17 protein-coding genes are annotated in these 17,044 nt (G+C 68.6%); 7 read left to right on the forward strand and 10 right to left on the reverse strand.

From position 1 onward, the window contains the following. Positions 1 to 16: 16 nt before the first annotated feature. Genes rnc through nagZ form a run of 6 tightly spaced genes read left to right on the forward strand, consistent with a single transcriptional unit; the run spans position 17 to position 4,721 of the window. Positions 17 to 703 (forward strand): ribonuclease III, encoded by a 687-nt coding sequence (gene rnc / locus ACAM58_RS07190; protein ID WP_012746547.1) that lies wholly within the window; start codon positions 17 to 19, stop codon positions 701 to 703. Positions 704 to 710: 7 nt separating this feature from the next. Continuing rightward, complete coding sequence (gene era, locus ACAM58_RS07195; protein WP_012746548.1) at positions 711 to 1,676, forward strand: GTPase Era; 966 nt, start codon at positions 711 to 713, stop codon at positions 1,674 to 1,676. A 1-nt stretch (position 1,677) separates the two neighbouring features. Continuing rightward, positions 1,678 to 2,451 carry a DNA repair protein RecO gene (recO, locus tag ACAM58_RS07200; protein WP_012746549.1) on the forward strand — a complete coding sequence of 258 codons (774 nt, stop codon included), beginning with the start codon at positions 1,678 to 1,680 and terminating at the stop codon, positions 2,449 to 2,451. Continuing rightward, positions 2,448 to 3,212 (forward strand): pyridoxine 5'-phosphate synthase, encoded by a 765-nt coding sequence (locus ACAM58_RS07205; protein WP_062362768.1) that lies wholly within the window; start codon positions 2,448 to 2,450, stop codon positions 3,210 to 3,212. The genes recO and ACAM58_RS07205 overlap by 4 nt, the downstream gene beginning before the upstream one ends. A gap of 13 nt (positions 3,213 to 3,225) precedes the next feature. Beyond that, positions 3,226 to 3,618, forward strand: a complete 393-nt coding sequence (gene acpS / locus ACAM58_RS07210) for a holo-ACP synthase (protein ID WP_012746551.1) — start codon at positions 3,226 to 3,228, stop codon at positions 3,616 to 3,618. Next, complete coding sequence (gene nagZ, locus ACAM58_RS07215; RefSeq protein WP_027729517.1) at positions 3,615 to 4,721, forward strand: beta-N-acetylhexosaminidase; 1,107 nt, start codon at positions 3,615 to 3,617, stop codon at positions 4,719 to 4,721. The genes acpS and nagZ overlap by 4 nt, the downstream gene beginning before the upstream one ends. Before the next feature lie 7 nt (positions 4,722 to 4,728). Here nagZ and ACAM58_RS07220 read toward each other — a convergent pair whose 3' ends face one another. The 4 genes from ACAM58_RS07220 to ACAM58_RS07235 all read right to left on the reverse strand — a co-directional run bounded on the left by ACAM58_RS07220 (position 4,729) and on the right by ACAM58_RS07235 (position 8,862). After that, positions 4,729 to 5,262 carry a M48 family metallopeptidase gene (locus ACAM58_RS07220; RefSeq protein ID WP_027729518.1) on the reverse strand — a complete coding sequence of 178 codons (534 nt, stop codon included), beginning with the start codon at positions 5,260 to 5,262 and terminating at the stop codon, positions 4,729 to 4,731. Position 5,263: 1 nt separating this feature from the next. After that, positions 5,264 to 6,526 (reverse strand): Hsp70 family protein, encoded by a 1,263-nt coding sequence (locus ACAM58_RS07225; RefSeq protein WP_155247791.1) that lies wholly within the window; start codon positions 6,524 to 6,526, stop codon positions 5,264 to 5,266. Positions 6,527 to 6,528: 2 nt separating this feature from the next. Beyond that, positions 6,529 to 8,091, reverse strand: coding sequence for a lysine--tRNA ligase (gene lysS / locus ACAM58_RS07230; RefSeq protein ID WP_018903258.1), 1,563 nt, complete (start codon positions 8,089 to 8,091; stop codon positions 6,529 to 6,531). 123 nt (positions 8,092 to 8,214) lie between these two features. Beyond that, positions 8,215 to 8,862, reverse strand: coding sequence for an LON peptidase substrate-binding domain-containing protein (locus ACAM58_RS07235; RefSeq protein ID WP_244883385.1), 648 nt, complete (start codon positions 8,860 to 8,862; stop codon positions 8,215 to 8,217). Positions 8,863 to 8,911: 49 nt separating this feature from the next. On the opposite strand from ACAM58_RS07235, the gene ACAM58_RS07240 reads away from it, so the two are divergent. Then, the gene (locus tag ACAM58_RS07240) at positions 8,912 to 9,472 is read left to right on the forward strand and encodes a YggT family protein (RefSeq protein ID WP_012746557.1); all 561 of its coding nucleotides are present in this window, start codon (positions 8,912 to 8,914) and stop codon (positions 9,470 to 9,472) included. Positions 9,473 to 9,484: 12 nt separating this feature from the next. On the opposite strand, the gene accD is transcribed toward ACAM58_RS07240, so the two are convergent. From accD to ACAM58_RS07270, 6 genes are all read right to left on the reverse strand, one after another. After that, positions 9,485 to 10,357 (reverse strand): acetyl-CoA carboxylase, carboxyltransferase subunit beta, encoded by an 873-nt coding sequence (gene accD / locus ACAM58_RS07245; RefSeq protein ID WP_012746558.1) that lies wholly within the window; start codon positions 10,355 to 10,357, stop codon positions 9,485 to 9,487. A gap of 63 nt (positions 10,358 to 10,420) precedes the next feature. Further along, complete coding sequence (gene trpA, locus ACAM58_RS07250; RefSeq protein WP_049808435.1) at positions 10,421 to 11,278, reverse strand: tryptophan synthase subunit alpha; 858 nt, start codon at positions 11,276 to 11,278, stop codon at positions 10,421 to 10,423. A gap of 71 nt (positions 11,279 to 11,349) precedes the next feature. Further along, positions 11,350 to 12,627, reverse strand: a complete 1,278-nt coding sequence (gene trpB / locus ACAM58_RS07255; RefSeq protein ID WP_062362763.1) for a tryptophan synthase subunit beta — start codon at positions 12,625 to 12,627, stop codon at positions 11,350 to 11,352. 49 nt (positions 12,628 to 12,676) lie between these two features. Continuing rightward, positions 12,677 to 13,372 carry a phosphoribosylanthranilate isomerase gene (locus ACAM58_RS07260; RefSeq protein ID WP_018903261.1) on the reverse strand — a complete coding sequence of 232 codons (696 nt, stop codon included), beginning with the start codon at positions 13,370 to 13,372 and terminating at the stop codon, positions 12,677 to 12,679. Beyond that, positions 13,369 to 14,181: a tRNA pseudouridine(38-40) synthase TruA gene (truA, locus tag ACAM58_RS07265; RefSeq protein ID WP_012746562.1), complete on the reverse strand. Its 813-nt coding sequence runs from the start codon at positions 14,179 to 14,181 to the stop codon at positions 13,369 to 13,371. The genes ACAM58_RS07260 and truA overlap by 4 nt, the downstream gene beginning before the upstream one ends. 33 nt (positions 14,182 to 14,214) lie before the next feature. Next, on the reverse strand, positions 14,215 to 17,022 hold the full coding sequence (locus ACAM58_RS07270; protein WP_062362760.1) for a FimV/HubP family polar landmark protein: 2,808 nt from the start codon (positions 17,020 to 17,022) through the stop codon (positions 14,215 to 14,217). Positions 17,023 to 17,044: the final 22 nt, after the last annotated feature.

Genomic DNA, 17,044 nt, shown 5'->3' on the forward strand with positions numbered 1-17,044 from the left:
CGCGGCGACACGCAAGGTGGACGGCGGCCTCACGGCGCTGCAGGAGCGCCTCAAGCATTCGTTCTCCGACACGCGGCTGCTCCAGCTCGCGCTCACGCACCGCAGTTTTTCGGCCGACCACAACGAGCGCCTCGAATTTCTCGGCGACTCGGTGCTCAACCTCGCGGTCTCGCACCTGCTCTACACCCGCCTCTCGGCCCTGCCCGAGGGCGACCTGTCGCGCGTGCGGGCCAACCTGGTCAAGCAGGACACCCTGCATCGCCTGGCGCTGGAGCTGCAGCTGTCGCCGCTGCTGCGGCTCGGCGAGGGCGAGGCGCGCTCCGGCGGGCCCAACCGGCCCTCGATCCTGGCCGACGCGCTCGAGGCGCTGATCGGCGCGGTCTACCTCGATGCCGGCTTTTCGGCCGCCGAGGCGCTGGTGCGGCGGCTCTACGAATCGGTCGAGATCAATCCGCGCATGGACGCGGTGGCCAAGGATCCGAAGACCGAATTGCAGGAATGGCTGCAGGGTCACAAAATGAAGCTGCCGGTGTACCGCGTGGCGGCCACGCTCGGCGCAGCGCACAAGCAGACCTTCGATGTCGAGTGCGAGGTGCCGGAGCTGGGCCTGCGCGAACGCGGCATCGGTGGTTCGCGGCGCGCCGGCGAGCAGGCTGCCGCGGCGGCCATGTTGATCCGGCTCAAGGCACGCGGGGCCGCGTGAAATCAGAATGAACGACGCTATCAATTCAGCAGCAGAATCCCAGGACCCGGCGGGCGATACGGGCGCAAGCGGCCCACAGCACTGCGGCCTGATCGCCATCGTCGGCAAGCCCAATGTGGGCAAGTCGACGCTGCTCAATGCGCTGGTGGGGCAGAAGATCAGCATCACCTCGCGCAAGGCGCAGACCACGCGGCACCGCATCACGGGCATGCGCACGCTGGGCGCCACGCAGTTCGTGTTCGTCGACACGCCGGGCTTCCAGACCCTGCATGCCAACGCGCTCAACAAGTCGCTCAACAAGACCGTGCAGGGCGCGGTCGGCGACGTGGACCTGATCCTCTTCGTGGTGGAAGCCGGCAGTTTCACGCCGGCCGACGAGCGGGTGCTCAAGCTGCTCGGCAAGGGCATTCCGACCGTGCTGCTCGCCAACAAGCTCGACAACGTGCACCGCCGCGGCGACATCGCCCCCTGGCTGCAGACCATGCAGGCGAAGCACTCCTTCGCCGAGTTCGTGCCGATGTCGGCCAAGAATGCCAAGGATGTCGAGCGCCTGTTCGGCATCTGCGAGAAGTACCTGCCCGAGCAGCCCTGGTTCTATGCCGAGGACGAGCTCACCGACCGCAGCGAGAAGTTCCTCGCGGGCGAGCTGGTGCGCGAAAAACTGTTCCGCCTGACCGGCGACGAACTGCCCTACACCTCGACCGTGATCATCGACAAGTTCGAGGAAGAGCCGCCGCAGAAAAAGGGCCAGAAGCGCCTGCTGCGCATCGCCGCCACCATCGTGGTGGAGCGCGACGGCCACAAGGCCATGGTGATCGGCGACAAGGGCGAGCGCATCAAGCGCATCGGCATGGAAACCCGCGTCGAGCTCGAAAAGCTGGCCGACGCCAAGGTGTTCCTCGAACTGTGGGTCAAGGTGCGCTCGGGTTGGGCCGACGACGAGGCCCGCGTGCGTTCGTTCGGCTACGAATGAAGTGGCCGCTGCCCACCGCGTTTCGCACGAACCGGCGTACGTGCTCCATCGCTACGACTGGAGCGAGTCGAGCCTGATCCTCGAGGTCTTCACCCGCCACCACGGGCGCATCGCGCTGGTGGCCAAGGGGGCGAAGCGGCCGAGTTCCAATTTCAGGCCGGTGCTGCTGCCGCTGCAGCCGCTGCAGCTCAACTACGGCGGCGACGCCGAGATCCGCACGCTCAAGGGCGCCGAGTGGATGGGCGGCCACGTCATGCCGACCGGCGAGGCGCTGCTCTCGGGCTACTACGTCAACGAACTGCTGCTGCGCCTGCTGGCGCGGGACGATGCCCACGAGGCGCTGTTCGATGCCTATGCGGGCGTGGTGCAGGTGCTGGCCGGCGACCATGCCGGCGCGCAGGCCGCCACCCAGGCCGCGGCGCTGCGCGCCTTCGAGCTGCTGCTGCTGCGCGAAGTGGGCCTGCTGCCGTCGCTCGACGTGCAGACCCTCACGCTCGAGCCGCTCGTGGCCGATGCCCGCTACACCCTGGTGCCCGAAGCCGGCCTGCGGCTGGCGGCCGAAGGCGAGGCGGCGCTGTCCGGTGCCGACTGGCAGTCGCTGCAGGGCGTGCTCGACGACCGCGCGCCCTTCACGGCCACGCTGCGCGAGATTGCGACCATGAACGCCGGCAGCAACAGCGCCCTCAGGAACCAGCTGCGCGCGCTGCTCAACTACCATTGCGGTGTGTCCACGCTGCGCACGCGGCAGATGATGAGAGATTTGCAAGCCCTATGAGCACTTCCGGCCAATCCGCTACCACCTCGCTGTCGGTCAACCTCAACAAGGTGGCCCTGGTGCGCAATACGCGCCATCTCGGCATTCCGAGCGTGCTCACCGCCGCCAAGGCCTGCCTTGCCGCCGGAGCGCAGGGCATCACCGTGCACCCGCGGCCCGACGAGCGCCACATCCGGCCGCACGACGTGAGCGACCTGGCCGCGCTGCTGGCCAGGGATTGGCCCGCAATCGAGTTCAACATCGAAGGCAACCCCTTCCACAACCTGATGGACTTCGTGCGCACGCTGAAGCCGCACCAGGCCACCTTCGTGCCCGACAGCGAAACCCAGTCGACCAGCGACCATGGCTGGAGCTTCCCCGAAGACGCCGAGCGGCTGCGCCCGCTGATTGCCGAAGCCAAGGCGCTGGGCGTGCGCGTGAGCCTCTTCATGGACCCCATTCCCGAAATGATGGCCGCGGCCAAGGCGGTGGGCGCCGACCGCGTCGAGCTCTATACCGAGGGCTATGCCTCATCGCGCGGCACGCCGGACGAACAGGCCGTGCTGGCGCGCTATGTCGATGCCGCACGCGCGGCGCAGGCGGCGGGCCTCGGCCTCAACGCGGGCCATGACCTGAGCCGCGACAACCTCACGCCGTTCCTGCGTGCAGTGCGCGGCGTCCAGGAGGTGTCGATCGGGCATGCCTTCATCGCCGATGCGCTCGAACTCGGCTACGCCGCCACCACCAAGGAATACCTGCGCTGCATCCAAGAGGCGCAGTGAGCGCTGCAGCGGCATGATCTACGGCATTGGTACCGACATCTGCGATCTGCGGCGCATCGCAGCAACCTTCGAGCGCCAAGGCGAGCGCTTTGCCCACCGGGTGCTGAGCGACGCCGAATTCGCGGTCTGGAAGGCCCGCAGCGAACGCTGGCCCAAGCGCGGCCTGAGCTATCTCGCCACGCGTTTTTCCGCCAAGGAGGCCTTCAGCAAGGCCATCGGCCTGGGCATGCGCATGCCGATGAGCTGGCGCCTGTGCGAGATCGCCAACCTGCGCAGCGGCAAGCCCGTCATCGTGCTGCATGGCGAGCTCAAGGAGTGGTTCGAAGCCCGGGGCCTCACGGCCCACGTCACCGTGACCGACGAAACCGAATACGCCGCGAGCTTCGTGGTGGTGGAGAAACTATGACCGCCGGGCCCGCCCGTACCCACGCGCCGCTGATCATCGACGTGGCGGCGACCGAACTGAATGACGCCGACCGCCGGCGCATCGCCAATCCGCTGGTCGGCGGCGTGATCCATTTCGCCCGCAACTGGCAGGACCGTGCGCAGATGAGCGCGCTCAATGCCGAGATCAAGGCGATCCGCCCCGACCTGCTGATCTGCGTCGACCACGAAGGCGGCCGGGTGCAGCGCTTTCGCACCGACGGCTTCACGCGCCTGCCCTCGATGCGCGCGCTCGGCGAGCTGTGGATGCGCGACGCCATGCGCGCCACGCAGGCGGCCACCGCCGCCGGCCAGGTGCTTGCCGCCGAACTGCGCGCCTGCGGCGTCGACTTCAGCTTTGCGCCGGTGCTCGACCTCGATTACGGCGGCAGCAGCGTGATCGGCGACCGCAGCTTCCACCGCGACCCGCGCGTGGCGGCGCTGCTGGCCAAGAGCCTGATGCACGGCATGCTGCAGATGGGCATGCGCAACTGCGGCAAGCACTTTCCGGGGCACGGCTTCGTCACCGCCGATTCGCATGTGGAAATCCCGGTCGACCGGCGCAGCCTCAAGGCCATCCTGGCCGACGATGCACGGCCCTACGACTGGCTCGCGGGCACGCTCACCGCAGTGATGCCGGCGCACGTGATCTATCCGAAGGTCGACAAGCGGCCCGCGGGCTTTTCTTCCAGGTGGCTGGAGGACATCCTGCGCAGCAGGCTCGGTTTCGATGGCGCCATCTTCAGCGATGACCTGAGCATGGAAGCAGGGCGCTACATCGACGGCGAGCTGCTGAGCTATGCCGATGCCGCGCTGGCGGCACTCGACGCGGGCTGCGACCTGGCGATGCTGTGCAACCAGAGCATCGGCGATGGCCGCCCGCTCGACGAACTGCTCGACGGCTTTGCGGCCGCGGCCAGTGCGGGGCGCTGGCAGCCCGATGCGAACAGCGAGGCGCGCCGCCGGGCGCTGCTGCCGGAAACGCCGCCGCTCGGCTGGAACACGCTCGCCGATTCGGCGGGCTATCGGCAGGCGAGGCAAGTGCTTGCGCAGGCCGGGCTTGCGGCGCCTCGACAGGGCGCCTGAGGGACGGCTACGGCGCGGCGCCCGGCGCCGGCAGCGAGCTTGCCCACAGCCGCTCGCCGCCCGAATCCAGGTGCGTCAGGTACAGCCGGACATCGAATTCGAGCCGGTGGTAGTCCGGCTCCATGTGCTCGCAGAGCGCATAGAAGCTCTTGTCATGGTCGCGCTCCTTCATGTGCGCGAGCTCGTGGACCACGATCATGCGCAGCCATTCCAGCGGCACTTCCCTGAACAGGCTCGCCACCCGGATCTCGCGCTTGGTCTTGAGCTTGCTGCCCTGCACGCGCGAAACGGTGGTGTGGGTGCCGAGCGCATTGCGGATCACATGCAGCTTGCTGTCGAACGCCACCTTGGAAAGCGGCGGGGCCTTGCGCATGAAATCGCTCTTGAGCTCGCTCACGTAGTCGTAGAGCGCACGGTCCGTCTGCACCTCGTGAAGCGGGCCGGGATAGCGCTTGCGCAGCAGCGGCGCGAGCCCTTCGGTGGCGACCAGCTGCTGCACCTGCGCCAGCAGCGCGGGTGGGTAGCCTGCGAGATATTTCATTTCATGCCACCGGTCCCGCGCAGGCGAGCCCGGTAGCCACGCCGCCGAACAGGTCGCCCTCGACCAGGTTCACGCCCGCGAAGCTCCTGCGCAAGGCCTGCTGGAACGGCCGCAGCGCCGAGGAGCCGCCCGTCAGGTAGATGGCGTCGAGGTCGCCGCTGCGCAGGCCGGCGCGCTTGACGCAGGCGTGCGCGCAGGCAACCACGTTCTCGAGCAGCGGGGAAAGCTGCTGCGCCATGTCGGCGGGCGAGAGCGAGGCGGCCAGCCCCGGCTCGGCGCACGAGAGGTCGATGGCGGTGGGCGCATCGTTCACCGAGGCATCGATCTTCGCCTGCTCGACCTCGCTCGCAATGCGGTGGCCGTGCCGCTCTTCGAGCACCGTCATCAGCCGGTCGTGCAGCCGCGTGTCGCTGTAGCTCGTGCGCAGGTCCTTGGCCTGCCGCACCGCCTTGGCCGCATAGAGCCAGTTGATCAGGTGCCAGGACGAAAGCTCGAAGAACACCTTGCTCGGCACTTCGCGCCCCTGCGCGCCCGTGTGGCGAAAGCCGAATTCCGGCATGACGCGGTCCAGGTTCAGGCGCTGGTCGAAGTCGGTGCCGCCGATGTGCACGCCGCTGGTGGCCAGCACGTCGCTGCTGCGGTCTTCGCGCGCGGCGCGCTCCGGGCCCACGCGCACGACGGTGAAGTCGGAGGTGCCGCCGCCGACGTCGACGATCAGCACCAGCGATTCCTTCGCAACGCGCTGTTCGTAGTCGAAGGCCGCTGCAATCGGCTCGAGCTGAAAGGCGATGTCGTGGAACCCGGCTGCGCGAGCCGCGTGGCGCAGGCTTTCTTCCGCGCGTTCATCCCGTTTGGAATCGTCATCGACGAAGTGCACGGGCCGGCCGATCACGACGCGCTCCGGCACCCGGCCCAGTTCGCGGCCCGCGCGCTGCGCCAGTTCGCGCAGGAAGCGCGCGATGATGTCCTCGAAGCTCACGAGGCCGTCATAGATGGCGGTCTTCTCCTGCATCAGCGCGCTGCCGAGCAGGCTCTTCAGCGAGCGCATCAGGCGCCCTTCGGTGCCCGAGAGGTACTGGCCGATGGCATCGCGGCCGAAATGCGTCGTGCGGTCTTCGGCGTTGAAGAAGATCGCGGTCGGCAGCGTGGTGGCTGTGCCTTCGATCGGCAGCAGCCGGGCCGCGCCGTCGACCCGGCAGGCCACGGCGGAATTGGAGGTGCCGAAGTCGATGCCGATCGTCGGCAGCGACGACGGTAACTTCACGCTCAAGATTCCCTGCGCAGCGCCGGGAACAGGATCACGTCGCGGATGCTCGGCGAATCGGTCAGCAGCATCATCAGCCGGTCGATGCCGATGCCGCAGCCGCCGGTGGGCGGCATGCCGTATTCGAGGGCGCGCACGAAGTCGTGGTCGTAGAACATGGCCTCGTCGTCGCCGCTGTCCTTGGCGGCCACCTGCGCGTTGAAGCGCGCGGCCTGGTCCTCGGCGTCGTTGAGCTCGCTGAAGCCGTTGCCGAACTCGCGGCCCGTGATGTAGAGCTCGAAGCGCTCGGTGACCTCGGGCCGCTCGTCGTTGGCGCGCGCGAGCGGCGAGATCTCGGTCGGGTGCTCCATGATGAAAGTCGGCTGCCAGAGCTTTTCTTCCACCGTCTCTTCGAAGTACATGACCTGCAGGCTGGCGAGGCTGCGCTGCGAGAGCTTGTCCTTTTCTTCGTTCAGCCCGAGCTTGCGCAGGGCGTTGATGAGCCAGGCGCTGTCGTCGACGGCGGGGCCGGCTTCCGTGTACTTGAGGATGGCTTCGCGGATCGTCAGGCGCTCGAAGGGCTGGGTCAGGTCGACCGGCTTGCCCTGGTAGGTGAGCTGCTGCGTACCCACGGCCTTGTCGGCAATGGTGCGGATCAGCGTCTCGGTGAAGTCCATCAGGTCGCGGTAGTTCCAGTAGGCCGCGTAGAACTCCATCATCGTGAACTCGGGGTTGTGCCGCACCGAGATGCCCTCGTTGCGGTAGCTCCGGTTGATTTCGAACACGCGCTCGAAGCCGCCGACGATCAGGCGCTTCAGGTAGAGCTCGGGCGCGATGCGCAGGAACATCTCCTGGTCGAGCGCGTTGTGGTGCGTCTTGAAGGGCTTGGCGTTGGCGCCGCCGGGAATGGGGTGCAGCATCGGCGTCTCGACTTCGAGGAAGCCGTGGCCCACCATGAATTCGCGCAGCGCGCTCACGGCCTTGCTGCGCGCGGTGAAGCGCACGCGGGCGGTTTCGTCGGTGATCAGGTCGACGTAGCGCTGGCGGTACTTCTGCTCCTGGTCGGCCATGCCGTGGAACTTGTCGGGCAGCGGGCGCAGGCTCTTGGTGAGCAGGCGCAGCTTGGTGACCTTGACCGACAGCTCGCCGGTCTTGGTCTTCATCAGCGTGCCTTCGGCGCCCACGATGTCGCCCAGGTCCCAGCGCTTGAACTCGGCGTAGGCTTCCTCGCCGATGGCATCGCGCGTGACGTAGAGCTGGATGCGGCTGGTGGCATCCTGCACCGTGGCGAAGCTGGCCTTGCCCATCACGCGCTTGAGCATCATGCGGCCGGCCACGCTCACGGCAACGGCCTGCGCCTCGAGCGCTTCGGCATCGGCGGCGCCATGCGCCTCGATCAGCGCGGCGGCGCGGTGGCCCGGCTTGAAGTCGTTCGGAAACGCGACCCCCTTGCCCTCGGCCTGGGCGGCGCGCATCAGCTTGAGCTTTTCGCGGCGCTCCGCGATGAGCTGGTTGTCGTCGACGGCGGGCGCGGCGGCCGGAGCTGCGGCGGGCGTGGGAATGGAGGGGATCAGGTGGTCGGACATGAAGTGCGGGTGGGGGCGCAACAAAAGCGAGCGCAACCCAGCATTTTAGCCGATCGGGTGCAAACGGAACCGGCCTCCAGTGCCCGCCAATCCTGCTCGAAACGCTATGAAAGAAGTAGCAATCTATTCAGTGATGCCCGCACGTGCCAGCAGATCGCTGACCAGCTCGAGCCGCATCAGCGGACTGTCGAGCTCCATGAGCCGCTGCCGCAGTTCGAGCTGCATGGGCACCAGTTCGCACCAGCGGTTGGCCACCCAGCCGCAATCGTCGAAGCGGTAGGGCTCGCCGACGGGCAGGCGCAGGGCCTCGGCGCCCTGCGCGCGGCGGCGTTCTTCGAGGGTATTGACGAGGCGCCGCAGCGCCGTGGCGGTGTGCTGGAGGTCGCCTGGAATTTCGAGCGCCGTGTCTTCGGCCACGGCTTCGACTTCGGCAACCCACAAGCCGTATTTCTGCAGTTCGGCGGCGCGGACCCGGAAGCGCTGCGTGCCGACGCATTCGATCTGCAGCAGGCCGCTTTGCGGCGAATCGAATTCGCGGATGACCGCCAGCGTGCCGACGGTCGCGAAGCTCTCCGCCTCGGCGCCGGCCTTGCGCACCTCGCTGCCGCTCGTGAGGCTGACCACGCCGAAGGGCGCGTCGGCCTTGCGGCATTTGCCGATCATGTCGAGATAACGTACTTCGAAAATACGCAGCGGGAGCACGCCGTCCGGAAACAGGACCGTGCCGAGCGGGAACAATGGCAGTGAATGCAAAAGGGGCTGTGTGGTCATCGATGAACCTTGCATGGCTATCATCGCATTCCCCTCACGACCACGCCCCATGCTCTACCAGATCCCCTCGTTCCTTCTCGACGTGATCGTCGGCCTGCTCGGCGGCGCTTGCCTGCTGCGCCTCTACATGCAGTACCACCGCGTGCCTTTCGGCAATCCGCTCGGGCGCTTCATATTCGCGATCACCGACTGGATCGTGCTGCCGCTGCGCCGCATCGTGCCGCCGGTGAAGCGCTGGGACCTGGCGAGCGCCATCGCGGCGTGGCTGCTCGTGCTGGCCAAGTTCCTGCTGCTGTGGCTCCTGATCGGCAACCTGGGCCGGATTGCCACCCTGCCGCTCGTTTCGCTGGTGGGGCTGCTGCAGCTCGCGGTGTCGGGGCTGACGGCGCTGCTGGTGGTCTATGCCGTGCTGTCGTGGATACCGGGCGCGTCGCCGATGCTGCTCGACCTGATCTCGCGGCTGGCCGAGCCGCTGGTGCGGCCGTTCCGCCGGTTCATTCCGCTGATCGGCGGCGTGGACCTGTCGCCCCTGGCCGCGATCGTGGTGCTGCAGGTGATTGCGATCGTGCTGGGCAACCTGCTGGTGCTGGCTTACCAGCTGGGTGCCTGATCGGTCTTTCGTTCAGCTGACCGCGTCGGCCGGCTGGCGCAGCAGCATGGCGAGCGTGCTCGCAATGGTCTTGCGCAGTTCGCGGCGGTCGCTGATGAAGTCGATCGCGCCCTTGGTCTGCAGGAACTCCGCGCGCTGGAAGCCTTCGGGCAAGGTCACGCGCACGGTCGATTCGATCACGCGCGGGCCGGCAAAGCCGATCAGCGCCTTGGGTTCGGCAATGACCACGTCGCCCACGAAGGCGAAGCCGGCCGAGACGCCGCCCATGGTCGGGTCGGTCAGCACGCTGATGTAGGGCAGGCCCTTCTTGGCGAGGCGGGTGAGCGCCGCGTTGGTCTTGGCCATCTGCATGAGCGAGAGCAGGCCTTCCTGCATGCGGGCGCCGCCGGTGGCGGTGAAGCAGATGAACGGCACCTTCTGCTCGATGGCCGTCTCGACGCCGCGCACGAAGCGCTCGCCGACCACGCTGCCCATGCTGCCGCCCATGAATTCGAATTCGAAGCAGGCCACGACCACGCTGATGCTGTGGACCGAGCCGCCCATGACGACCAGGGCGTCGGTCTCGCCGGTGTTCTCGAGCGCTTCCTTGAGCCGTTCGGGGTACTTGCGGCTGTCCTTGAACTTGAGCGCGTCCACCGGGAGCACTTCCTGGCCGACTTCGTAGCGGCCTTCGGCGTCGAGGAAGGCGTCGAGCCGCGCGCGGGCGCCGATGCGGTGGTGGTGGCTGCAGCTCGGGCAGACGTTCTGGTTGTGTTCGAGGTCGGTCTTGTAGAGAACGGTCTCGCAGGCGGGGCACTTGATCCACAGGCCCTCGGGCACCTGGCGGCGCTCCGACGGGTCGGTTTGTGCGATCTTGGCGGGTAGCAGTTTTTCAAGCCAGCTCATAGGACTCCGATTTAGCTCCCCCCGCCCGCGTGCGGGAGGGGGGCTGGGTGAGGGCAGCAGCGATTATCGGCCAGCCGCGTTCTTGGGGGTAGCCGCCGGCAGGGCATCGAGCGCCTCGCGGATGCCGGCGAGGAATTCGCGCACCGCGGGCACCACCTTCTCGCGCGGCTGCCCGTCGATCAGCTGGATGATCCTGGTGCCGATCACGACCGCATCGGCGGCCGAACCGACGGCCTGCGCCGTGCGCGCGTCGCGGATGCCGAAGCCCACGCCCACCGGGATGCTCACGTGCTCGCGGATGCGCGGGATCATCTGGCCGACCGCCTCGGTGTCGAGGTGGCCGGCGCCTGTCACGCCCTTGAGCGACACGTAGTAGACATAGCCGCTCGCGATGCGCGCGACCTGCGCCATGCGCTCGCTGGTACTGGTGGGGGCGAGCAGGAAGATCAGGTCGATGCCCGCGGCCTTCAGGTCGGCGGCGAAAGCCTCGCACTCCTCGGGCGGGTAGTCGACCACCAGGAGGCCGTCGACGCCCGCGGCCGACGCATCGCGGATGAAGGCCTTCTTGCCATGCACGAGGTCGTAGCGCTCGACCGGGTTCGCATAGCCCATCAGCACCACGGGCGTCGCCGCGTCCTTCTGGCGGAAGGCGGCCACCATGGCGAGCACCTGCTTCATGCCGACGCCCAGCGCCAGCGCGGCCTCGCCGGCCTTCTGGATCACCGGGCCATCGGCCATCGGGTCGGAGAACGGCACGCCGAGCTCGATCACGTCGGCGCCGGCCTCGACCATGCCGTGCATCAGCTCGGGCGTGATGTCGGCGAAGGGGAAGCCGGCGGTGACGTAGGGAATCAGGGCGCGGCGGCCGTCTTTTTTCAGCGCGTCGAAGGTGGCGGCAATGCGGCCAGCGCGGGCCCCCACGCTTGCCACTTCGTGTGCTGCGCTGCCCCCCGAGGGGGCGTTCGCACCTTGGAGCGGTCCTGCGGTGCTCATCACTTGCCTCCCTTCACGCTCAGGCCGCGCATGGAGGGCCGGTCGTAGAAGTCGACGCCCGACAGGTCGGCGACGGTGCCGATGTCCTTGTCGCCGCGGCCCGAAAGGTTCACGAGGATCGACTGGTCCGGCCGCATGGTCTTGGCGAGTTTCATGGCGTAGGCCACGGCGTGGCTCGATTCGAGGGCCGGAATGATGCCTTCGGTGCGGCACAGGTAGTGAAAGGCTTCGAGTGCCTCGGTGTCGGTGATGCCGACGTACTCGGCGCGGCCGATGTCGGCCAGGTAGGCGTGCTCGGGGCCCACGCCGGGGTAGTCGAGGCCGGCGCTGATGCTGTGCGTTTCGGTCACCTGGCCGTCCTCGTTCTGCAGCAGGTAGGTGCGGTTGCCGTGCAGCACGCCCGGGCTGCCGCGCAGGATGGATGCCGAGTGCTTGCCGCTGTCGAGCCCCTCGCCCGCGGCCTCCACGCCGATCAGGCGCGTGCCTTCGAACGGGATGTAGGGATGGAAGATGCCCATCGCGTTGCTGCCGCCGCCCACGCAGGCCACCACCACGTCGGGCTGCCGGCCTTCGGCTTCGCCGGTGATGCCCTGGGCCGCGAGCATGGCGGGCATCTGGTCGATGCACTCCGTGCCGATCACGCTCTGGAAGTCGCGGACCATGGTCGGGTAGGGATGCGGGCCGGCCACGGTGCCGATGATGTAGAAGGTGTTCTCCACGTTCGTGACCCAGTCGCGCATGGCCTCGTTGAGCGCGTCCTTCAGCGTCTTGCTGCCCGACTCCACCGGCACCACGGTGGCGCCCAGCAGGTTCATGCGGTAGACGTTGGGGCTCTGGCGCTTCACGTCCTGGCTGCCCATGTAGACCACGCATTCGAGGCCGTAGCGCGCGCAGATGGTGGCGGTGGCCACGCCATGCTGGCCGGCGCCGGTTTCGGCGATCACGCGGGGCTTGCCCATGCGGCGCGCGAGCATCGCCTGGCCGATCACGTTGTTGATCTTGTGCGCGCCGGTGTGGTTGAGGTCTTCGCGCTTCAGGTAGATCTGCGCGCCACCCATCTCGCGGCTGGTGCGCGCCGCGTGGTAGACCGGCGAGGGGCGGCCGACGAAGTGCTTGAGTTCGTAGTGGAATTCGGCGAGGAAGGCCGGATCGTCCTTGTACTTCGCGTAGGCGTCGCGCAGCTCGTTGATCGCGTGGGTGAGCGTTTCGCTCGCGAAGGTGCCGCCGTAGTTGCCGAAGTGGCCGGTGGCGTCGGGTTGCTGATAGTTGGTTCGCATGGTTCTCGATCGTTGGGCCGCAGCCCGAAATCACGATCGGGTGCGGCGGCTAACTGGAGAAGGAGGCGTCGGCGGCCCTGACGGCGGCGACGAATTGCCGGATCTTTCCGGCGTCCTTCAGGCCCTTGTTCCCGGGACCGTCGATTTCGACGCCCGAGCTCACATCAACGGACAGCGTCTTGCAGCGCGTCCGCAGGATGCGAATGCCATCGCTCACGTTTGCAGGTGTGAGCCCACCACTCAAGACGAGGTGAGCGTCGACGGCGGGTGGAAGAAGTGACCAATCGAATGCCTTGCCGCCACCGCCATAACCTTCGACATGGGCGTCGAGCAGGATGGCCTGGGCGTGGGAGTAATCGGACGCGTATTTTACGAGGTCGAAGCCGGCTCCGGCGGCGCCCAGCGGAATACGGGCCGCGCGCATGTAGCGAAAGCGCCCCGGGCCGGTGGCCTGCTCGCACTGTTCGGGCGTTTCTTCGCCGTGGAACTGCGCGATCGCGCCCTTCACGCGGGAAAGCGCTGCTATGACTTTGGGAGCATCCTCGTTCACGAACAGCAGCACCGGCGTGATGAAGGGCGGCAGGCGCGAGGCGAGTTCGGCGGCGCGCTCGGCCGTCACGGCGCGGGGGCTTTTCGCGTAGAGCACGAAGCCGATGGCATCGGCGCCGGCCTCGATCGCGGCATCCACGTCGGCCTCGCGCGTGAGGCCGCAGATCTTGATGCGGGTGCGGGGAGCGGCAGTCATGGCGGCCCATCATAAGGAGCGCCGCCGGCCTGCAGCGTGGCCTCGGCCGGCAGACCCCACTTGGCGTCGTACAACGGCCCGAGAAAATACAGCCCGTTGGCCGAGAAGGTGGGCGCCGCCACCTTGCGGCTGCGCGCCTCGAGCACTTCGGTGATCCATTCGGGCCGTTCGTCGCCGCGGCCGATGCGCACGAGGCAGCCCATCAGGTTGCGGATCATGTGGTGCAGGAAGGCATCGGCCTCGAACTCGAAGTGCCAGCGGCAGCGGTCGCCGCTGCCGACTCGCGTGATCTCGATGCGCCGCAGGTCCTTGACCGGCGAGCGGGCCTGGCAGGCCGAGGCGCGGAAGGAGCTGAAGTCGTGCTTGCCCACCAAGAGGGCGGCGGCGGCGCGCATCGCATCGCCGTCGAGCGGATGCATCGACCAGCCGACCCGGCCCGAATCGAGGCTGGGCCGCACGGGCGACTGCGACAGCACGTAGAGGTAGCGCCGCGCCAGCGCACTGGCGCGGCAATGGAATTCGTCCGGCACCGGCTGCGCCCACTGCACCGCGATGTCGTCGGGCAGGAAGCGGTTGGTGCCGCGCATCCAGGAGAAGGGCTCGCGTTCGACGGTGGTGTCGAAGTGCACCACCTGCATCAGCGCATGCACGCCGGCATCGGTGCGGCCGGCGCACAGCGTGCCGATGGGCTGCGCCGCGAACTTGGCGAGCGCCGCTTCGAGCTTGTCCTGCACCGTGCGGCCCGAACGCTGGCTCTGCCAGCCCTCGTACGCCTGGCCGTTGTAGCGGATGCCTAGCGCCAGCCTCACGAATTCAGGAAGAACAGCGGAAAAAGCCGCTCGTCAGCGCAGCTCGGCGAGCAATTGCCTCGCCTGCGACTTGAGGTCGCCGGCACTTTCGGCCTCGACTTCCTCGACCAGCGAGCGGGCGCCTTCGACGTCGCCGATGGCCTGCAGCTCGCGCGCCAGCGACAGCTTGACGGCATGGGGGCTCTCGTCGCCATCGTCGTCCTGCGCGGCTTCGGCGGGCCTGGCTGCTGCATCGGTGGTACCGGCCACCTGGCGGGCGGGCAGGCCGGCCAGTGCACTCATGTCGAATTCGATGAAGCCCGAGTCCGCGGGCAGGTTGCCGCGCAGGCCGGCCGGCCGGGTGTTGGCATCGGCTTCGCCGAGCGCGCCGGGGCGGGTGATCGGCGACAGCGCGCCGGGGGCGGTGTCGAAGTCGTTTTCCAGGTCGACCGGTGCCGTGGGCGCATGCGCATGGCCGTTGGACAGCGGTGCGCTGCTGGCGGCCGGCGGCGCATAGGCCGTCTTCGGCAGGCTGGCACTCACCGGGGCCGGAGCGGGCGCCGGTGCCGGCGGCTGGCTCAGGTCCAGATCGAAGTCCAGCGGCGCGACCGAGGGCACGAAGGCCGGCGTGGCCGCGACGGGCGCGGGGGCGGGTGCCGCCACCGGGGCCGGCGCGGGTTTGGCCGCGGCCGTGGCCAGGGCGCCTGCAAAGGCGGCGCTTTCGGCCGGGCTCACGCGGGGCGCGCCCGAGTCGTACAGCGGATTGCCCGGATCGAGGTCCTTGCCCATCTCGACCACGCGGTTCCAATCGGCACCGGCGCCGTTGGTCAGCTTGTGCACTTCGGTGGCAAGGCCTTCATAGGCCCGCACGTCGCGGCGCTTGGCATGGATCTCGAGCAGCTTGAGGTGGATGGCCGTGCGGTCCGGATTCACGCGCAGGGCTTCGCGCAGGATTTCCTCGGCCTGCAGGTCGCGGCCGTAGGCCAGGTACACGTCGGCTTCGGCCACGGGATCGACATCGCCCGCATCGAGCTGGCTCGGCGAGTACGACAGCGACGACACGGTGGAATCGCCACGCTGCTTGGTGTCGACCGATTCGCCGCCGCTGGCGCCGAAGAACGAATCCTTCGGAATGCGGCTTTCGAGGAACACGCTCTCGCTCATTTCTTCGCGGCGGCGGCCCAGGACACGGTAAAGCAGGAAGCCGACCAGCAAGGCGATCAGCGCCGCGCCGCCGAGCATCAGCGGGTTGTCCATCAGCTCTTCGAAGAAGCCGCGTTCGGCCGGGGGCGGCGGAGGCGCTGCCTTGACGACCGGCTTGGGTGCCGGTGCGGCGGCCGGGGCGCTTGCCGCCGCTGCGGGAGCGGCCGGCGCAGCCTCGGAAGTTGCAGCAGGCACGGGCTCGGCCGCCGGAGCGGCGGGAGCGGCAGCTGCCGGTACCGCTGGTGCAGGCGCAGGAGTCGCTGCCGGTGCCGCTGGTGCCGAAGCGGCAGTAGGCGTCGTGGCCGGGGCGGCGGACGCGGCCGCAGGCGCAGCAGCCGGGGCGGGTGCGGCGGCTGCAGGCGCCGCTGCGGCCGGTGCCGTGGTTGCGGCGCCACCCGGGTTGGGAACCGGAATGCCGGGCGCTGCCGGGGCGGGTGCCGGCGCCGAGCCGGCGGCTGGCGCCGCCGAACCAGTGGCTGCCTTGAGCTTGGCCAGTTCGTTGATGTTCTTCGAGAGCTCGGCCACGCGGTTGTTGCTGTCCTGCGCCTGGCGGGCTTGCGCAACCTTTTCTTCGGCGGCGCGGGCTGCTGCGCCGCCCTGCGAGATCGTCAGCTTGTCGGGCGCGCTTGCCGCGGCATTGCGGTCCTCGACGTTGGCCTGCAGCTTGCCCGAAGCCTTGCGGTCGGCGGCGGCCACGTTGGACGTGGGTGCGTTCTCGGCAAGGCGCTGGCGGTAGGCGCCGAAGTCGCGGCTCTGCGCGGTGATGGTGCGGCGCGCTTCCGACGGCAGGATCGCGCTGGCTTCGGCGGCGCTCGGCAGGTCGAGCACGGCGCCAGCCCTCATGCGGTTGACGTTGCCGCCAACGAATGCATCGGGATTGGCAAGCAGCATGGCCACCAGCATCTGGTCGAGCGAAACCTCGGCAGGCTTGTGGGCCCCGGCGATCTTGCTGGCGGTGTCGCCGCGCTGGACCGTGACCTGTTCGCCGCCGCCAGCCGGGCGGGCCGGTGCTGCGGCGCTGGGCGCCTGCGGTGCGGCAGCGGCAGGCGCTGCTGGTGCCGCGGGAGCGGTGACTGGTGCGACGGGCGCGCGCTCGCGGCGTGCGCGGGCTGCCGCGGCAGCCGGACGCTCCGCGGGCGGCGTGCTCACCTGGGGCGTGGCGGGCGCGATGGGCGCGCTCGGCGCCGCCTGGCGGGTGGCCGGCGGATCGAGCAGCACGGTGTAGTCGCGCACCATGCGGCCCGACGAGCCATTGGCTTCGAGCAGCAGGTCGACGAAGGGATCGTTGAGCGGACGGCTGCCGGTGAGCCGTACCACGTACTGGCCGCCGGCGCGGCGCTGCAGCGTGGCCTTGACGTCGCTGAGCGCAGCGTTGTAAGGAACGCCCGCGTTCTTGAAGGCATCGGCGCTGGCGACGTTGATCTTCAGGCTTTCCGCTTCGGCGGCAGCCATTTCGGTCACGTCGATTTCGGCGCGAAGCGGTTCGCCCAGCGCCGATTGCACCTTCAGCTGCCCGAGCGCGAAAGCGCTGGCGTCGGTGCTTGCAATACCCAGGACCACGGCAACCGCCGTGCCCAGAACGGAGAGGCGAAGACCGTTCAAGGGCAGGGAGGGGCGAGCGGCCGATGGGCGGGCCGCGGGCAACAGATGTCTTGTCATGCTGATAGGGGCGGCTCAGGCC

It is taken from the genome of Variovorax sp. V116 (assembly GCF_041154435.1).
Lineage (GTDB): Bacteria > Pseudomonadota > Gammaproteobacteria > Burkholderiales > Burkholderiaceae_C > Variovorax > Variovorax paradoxus.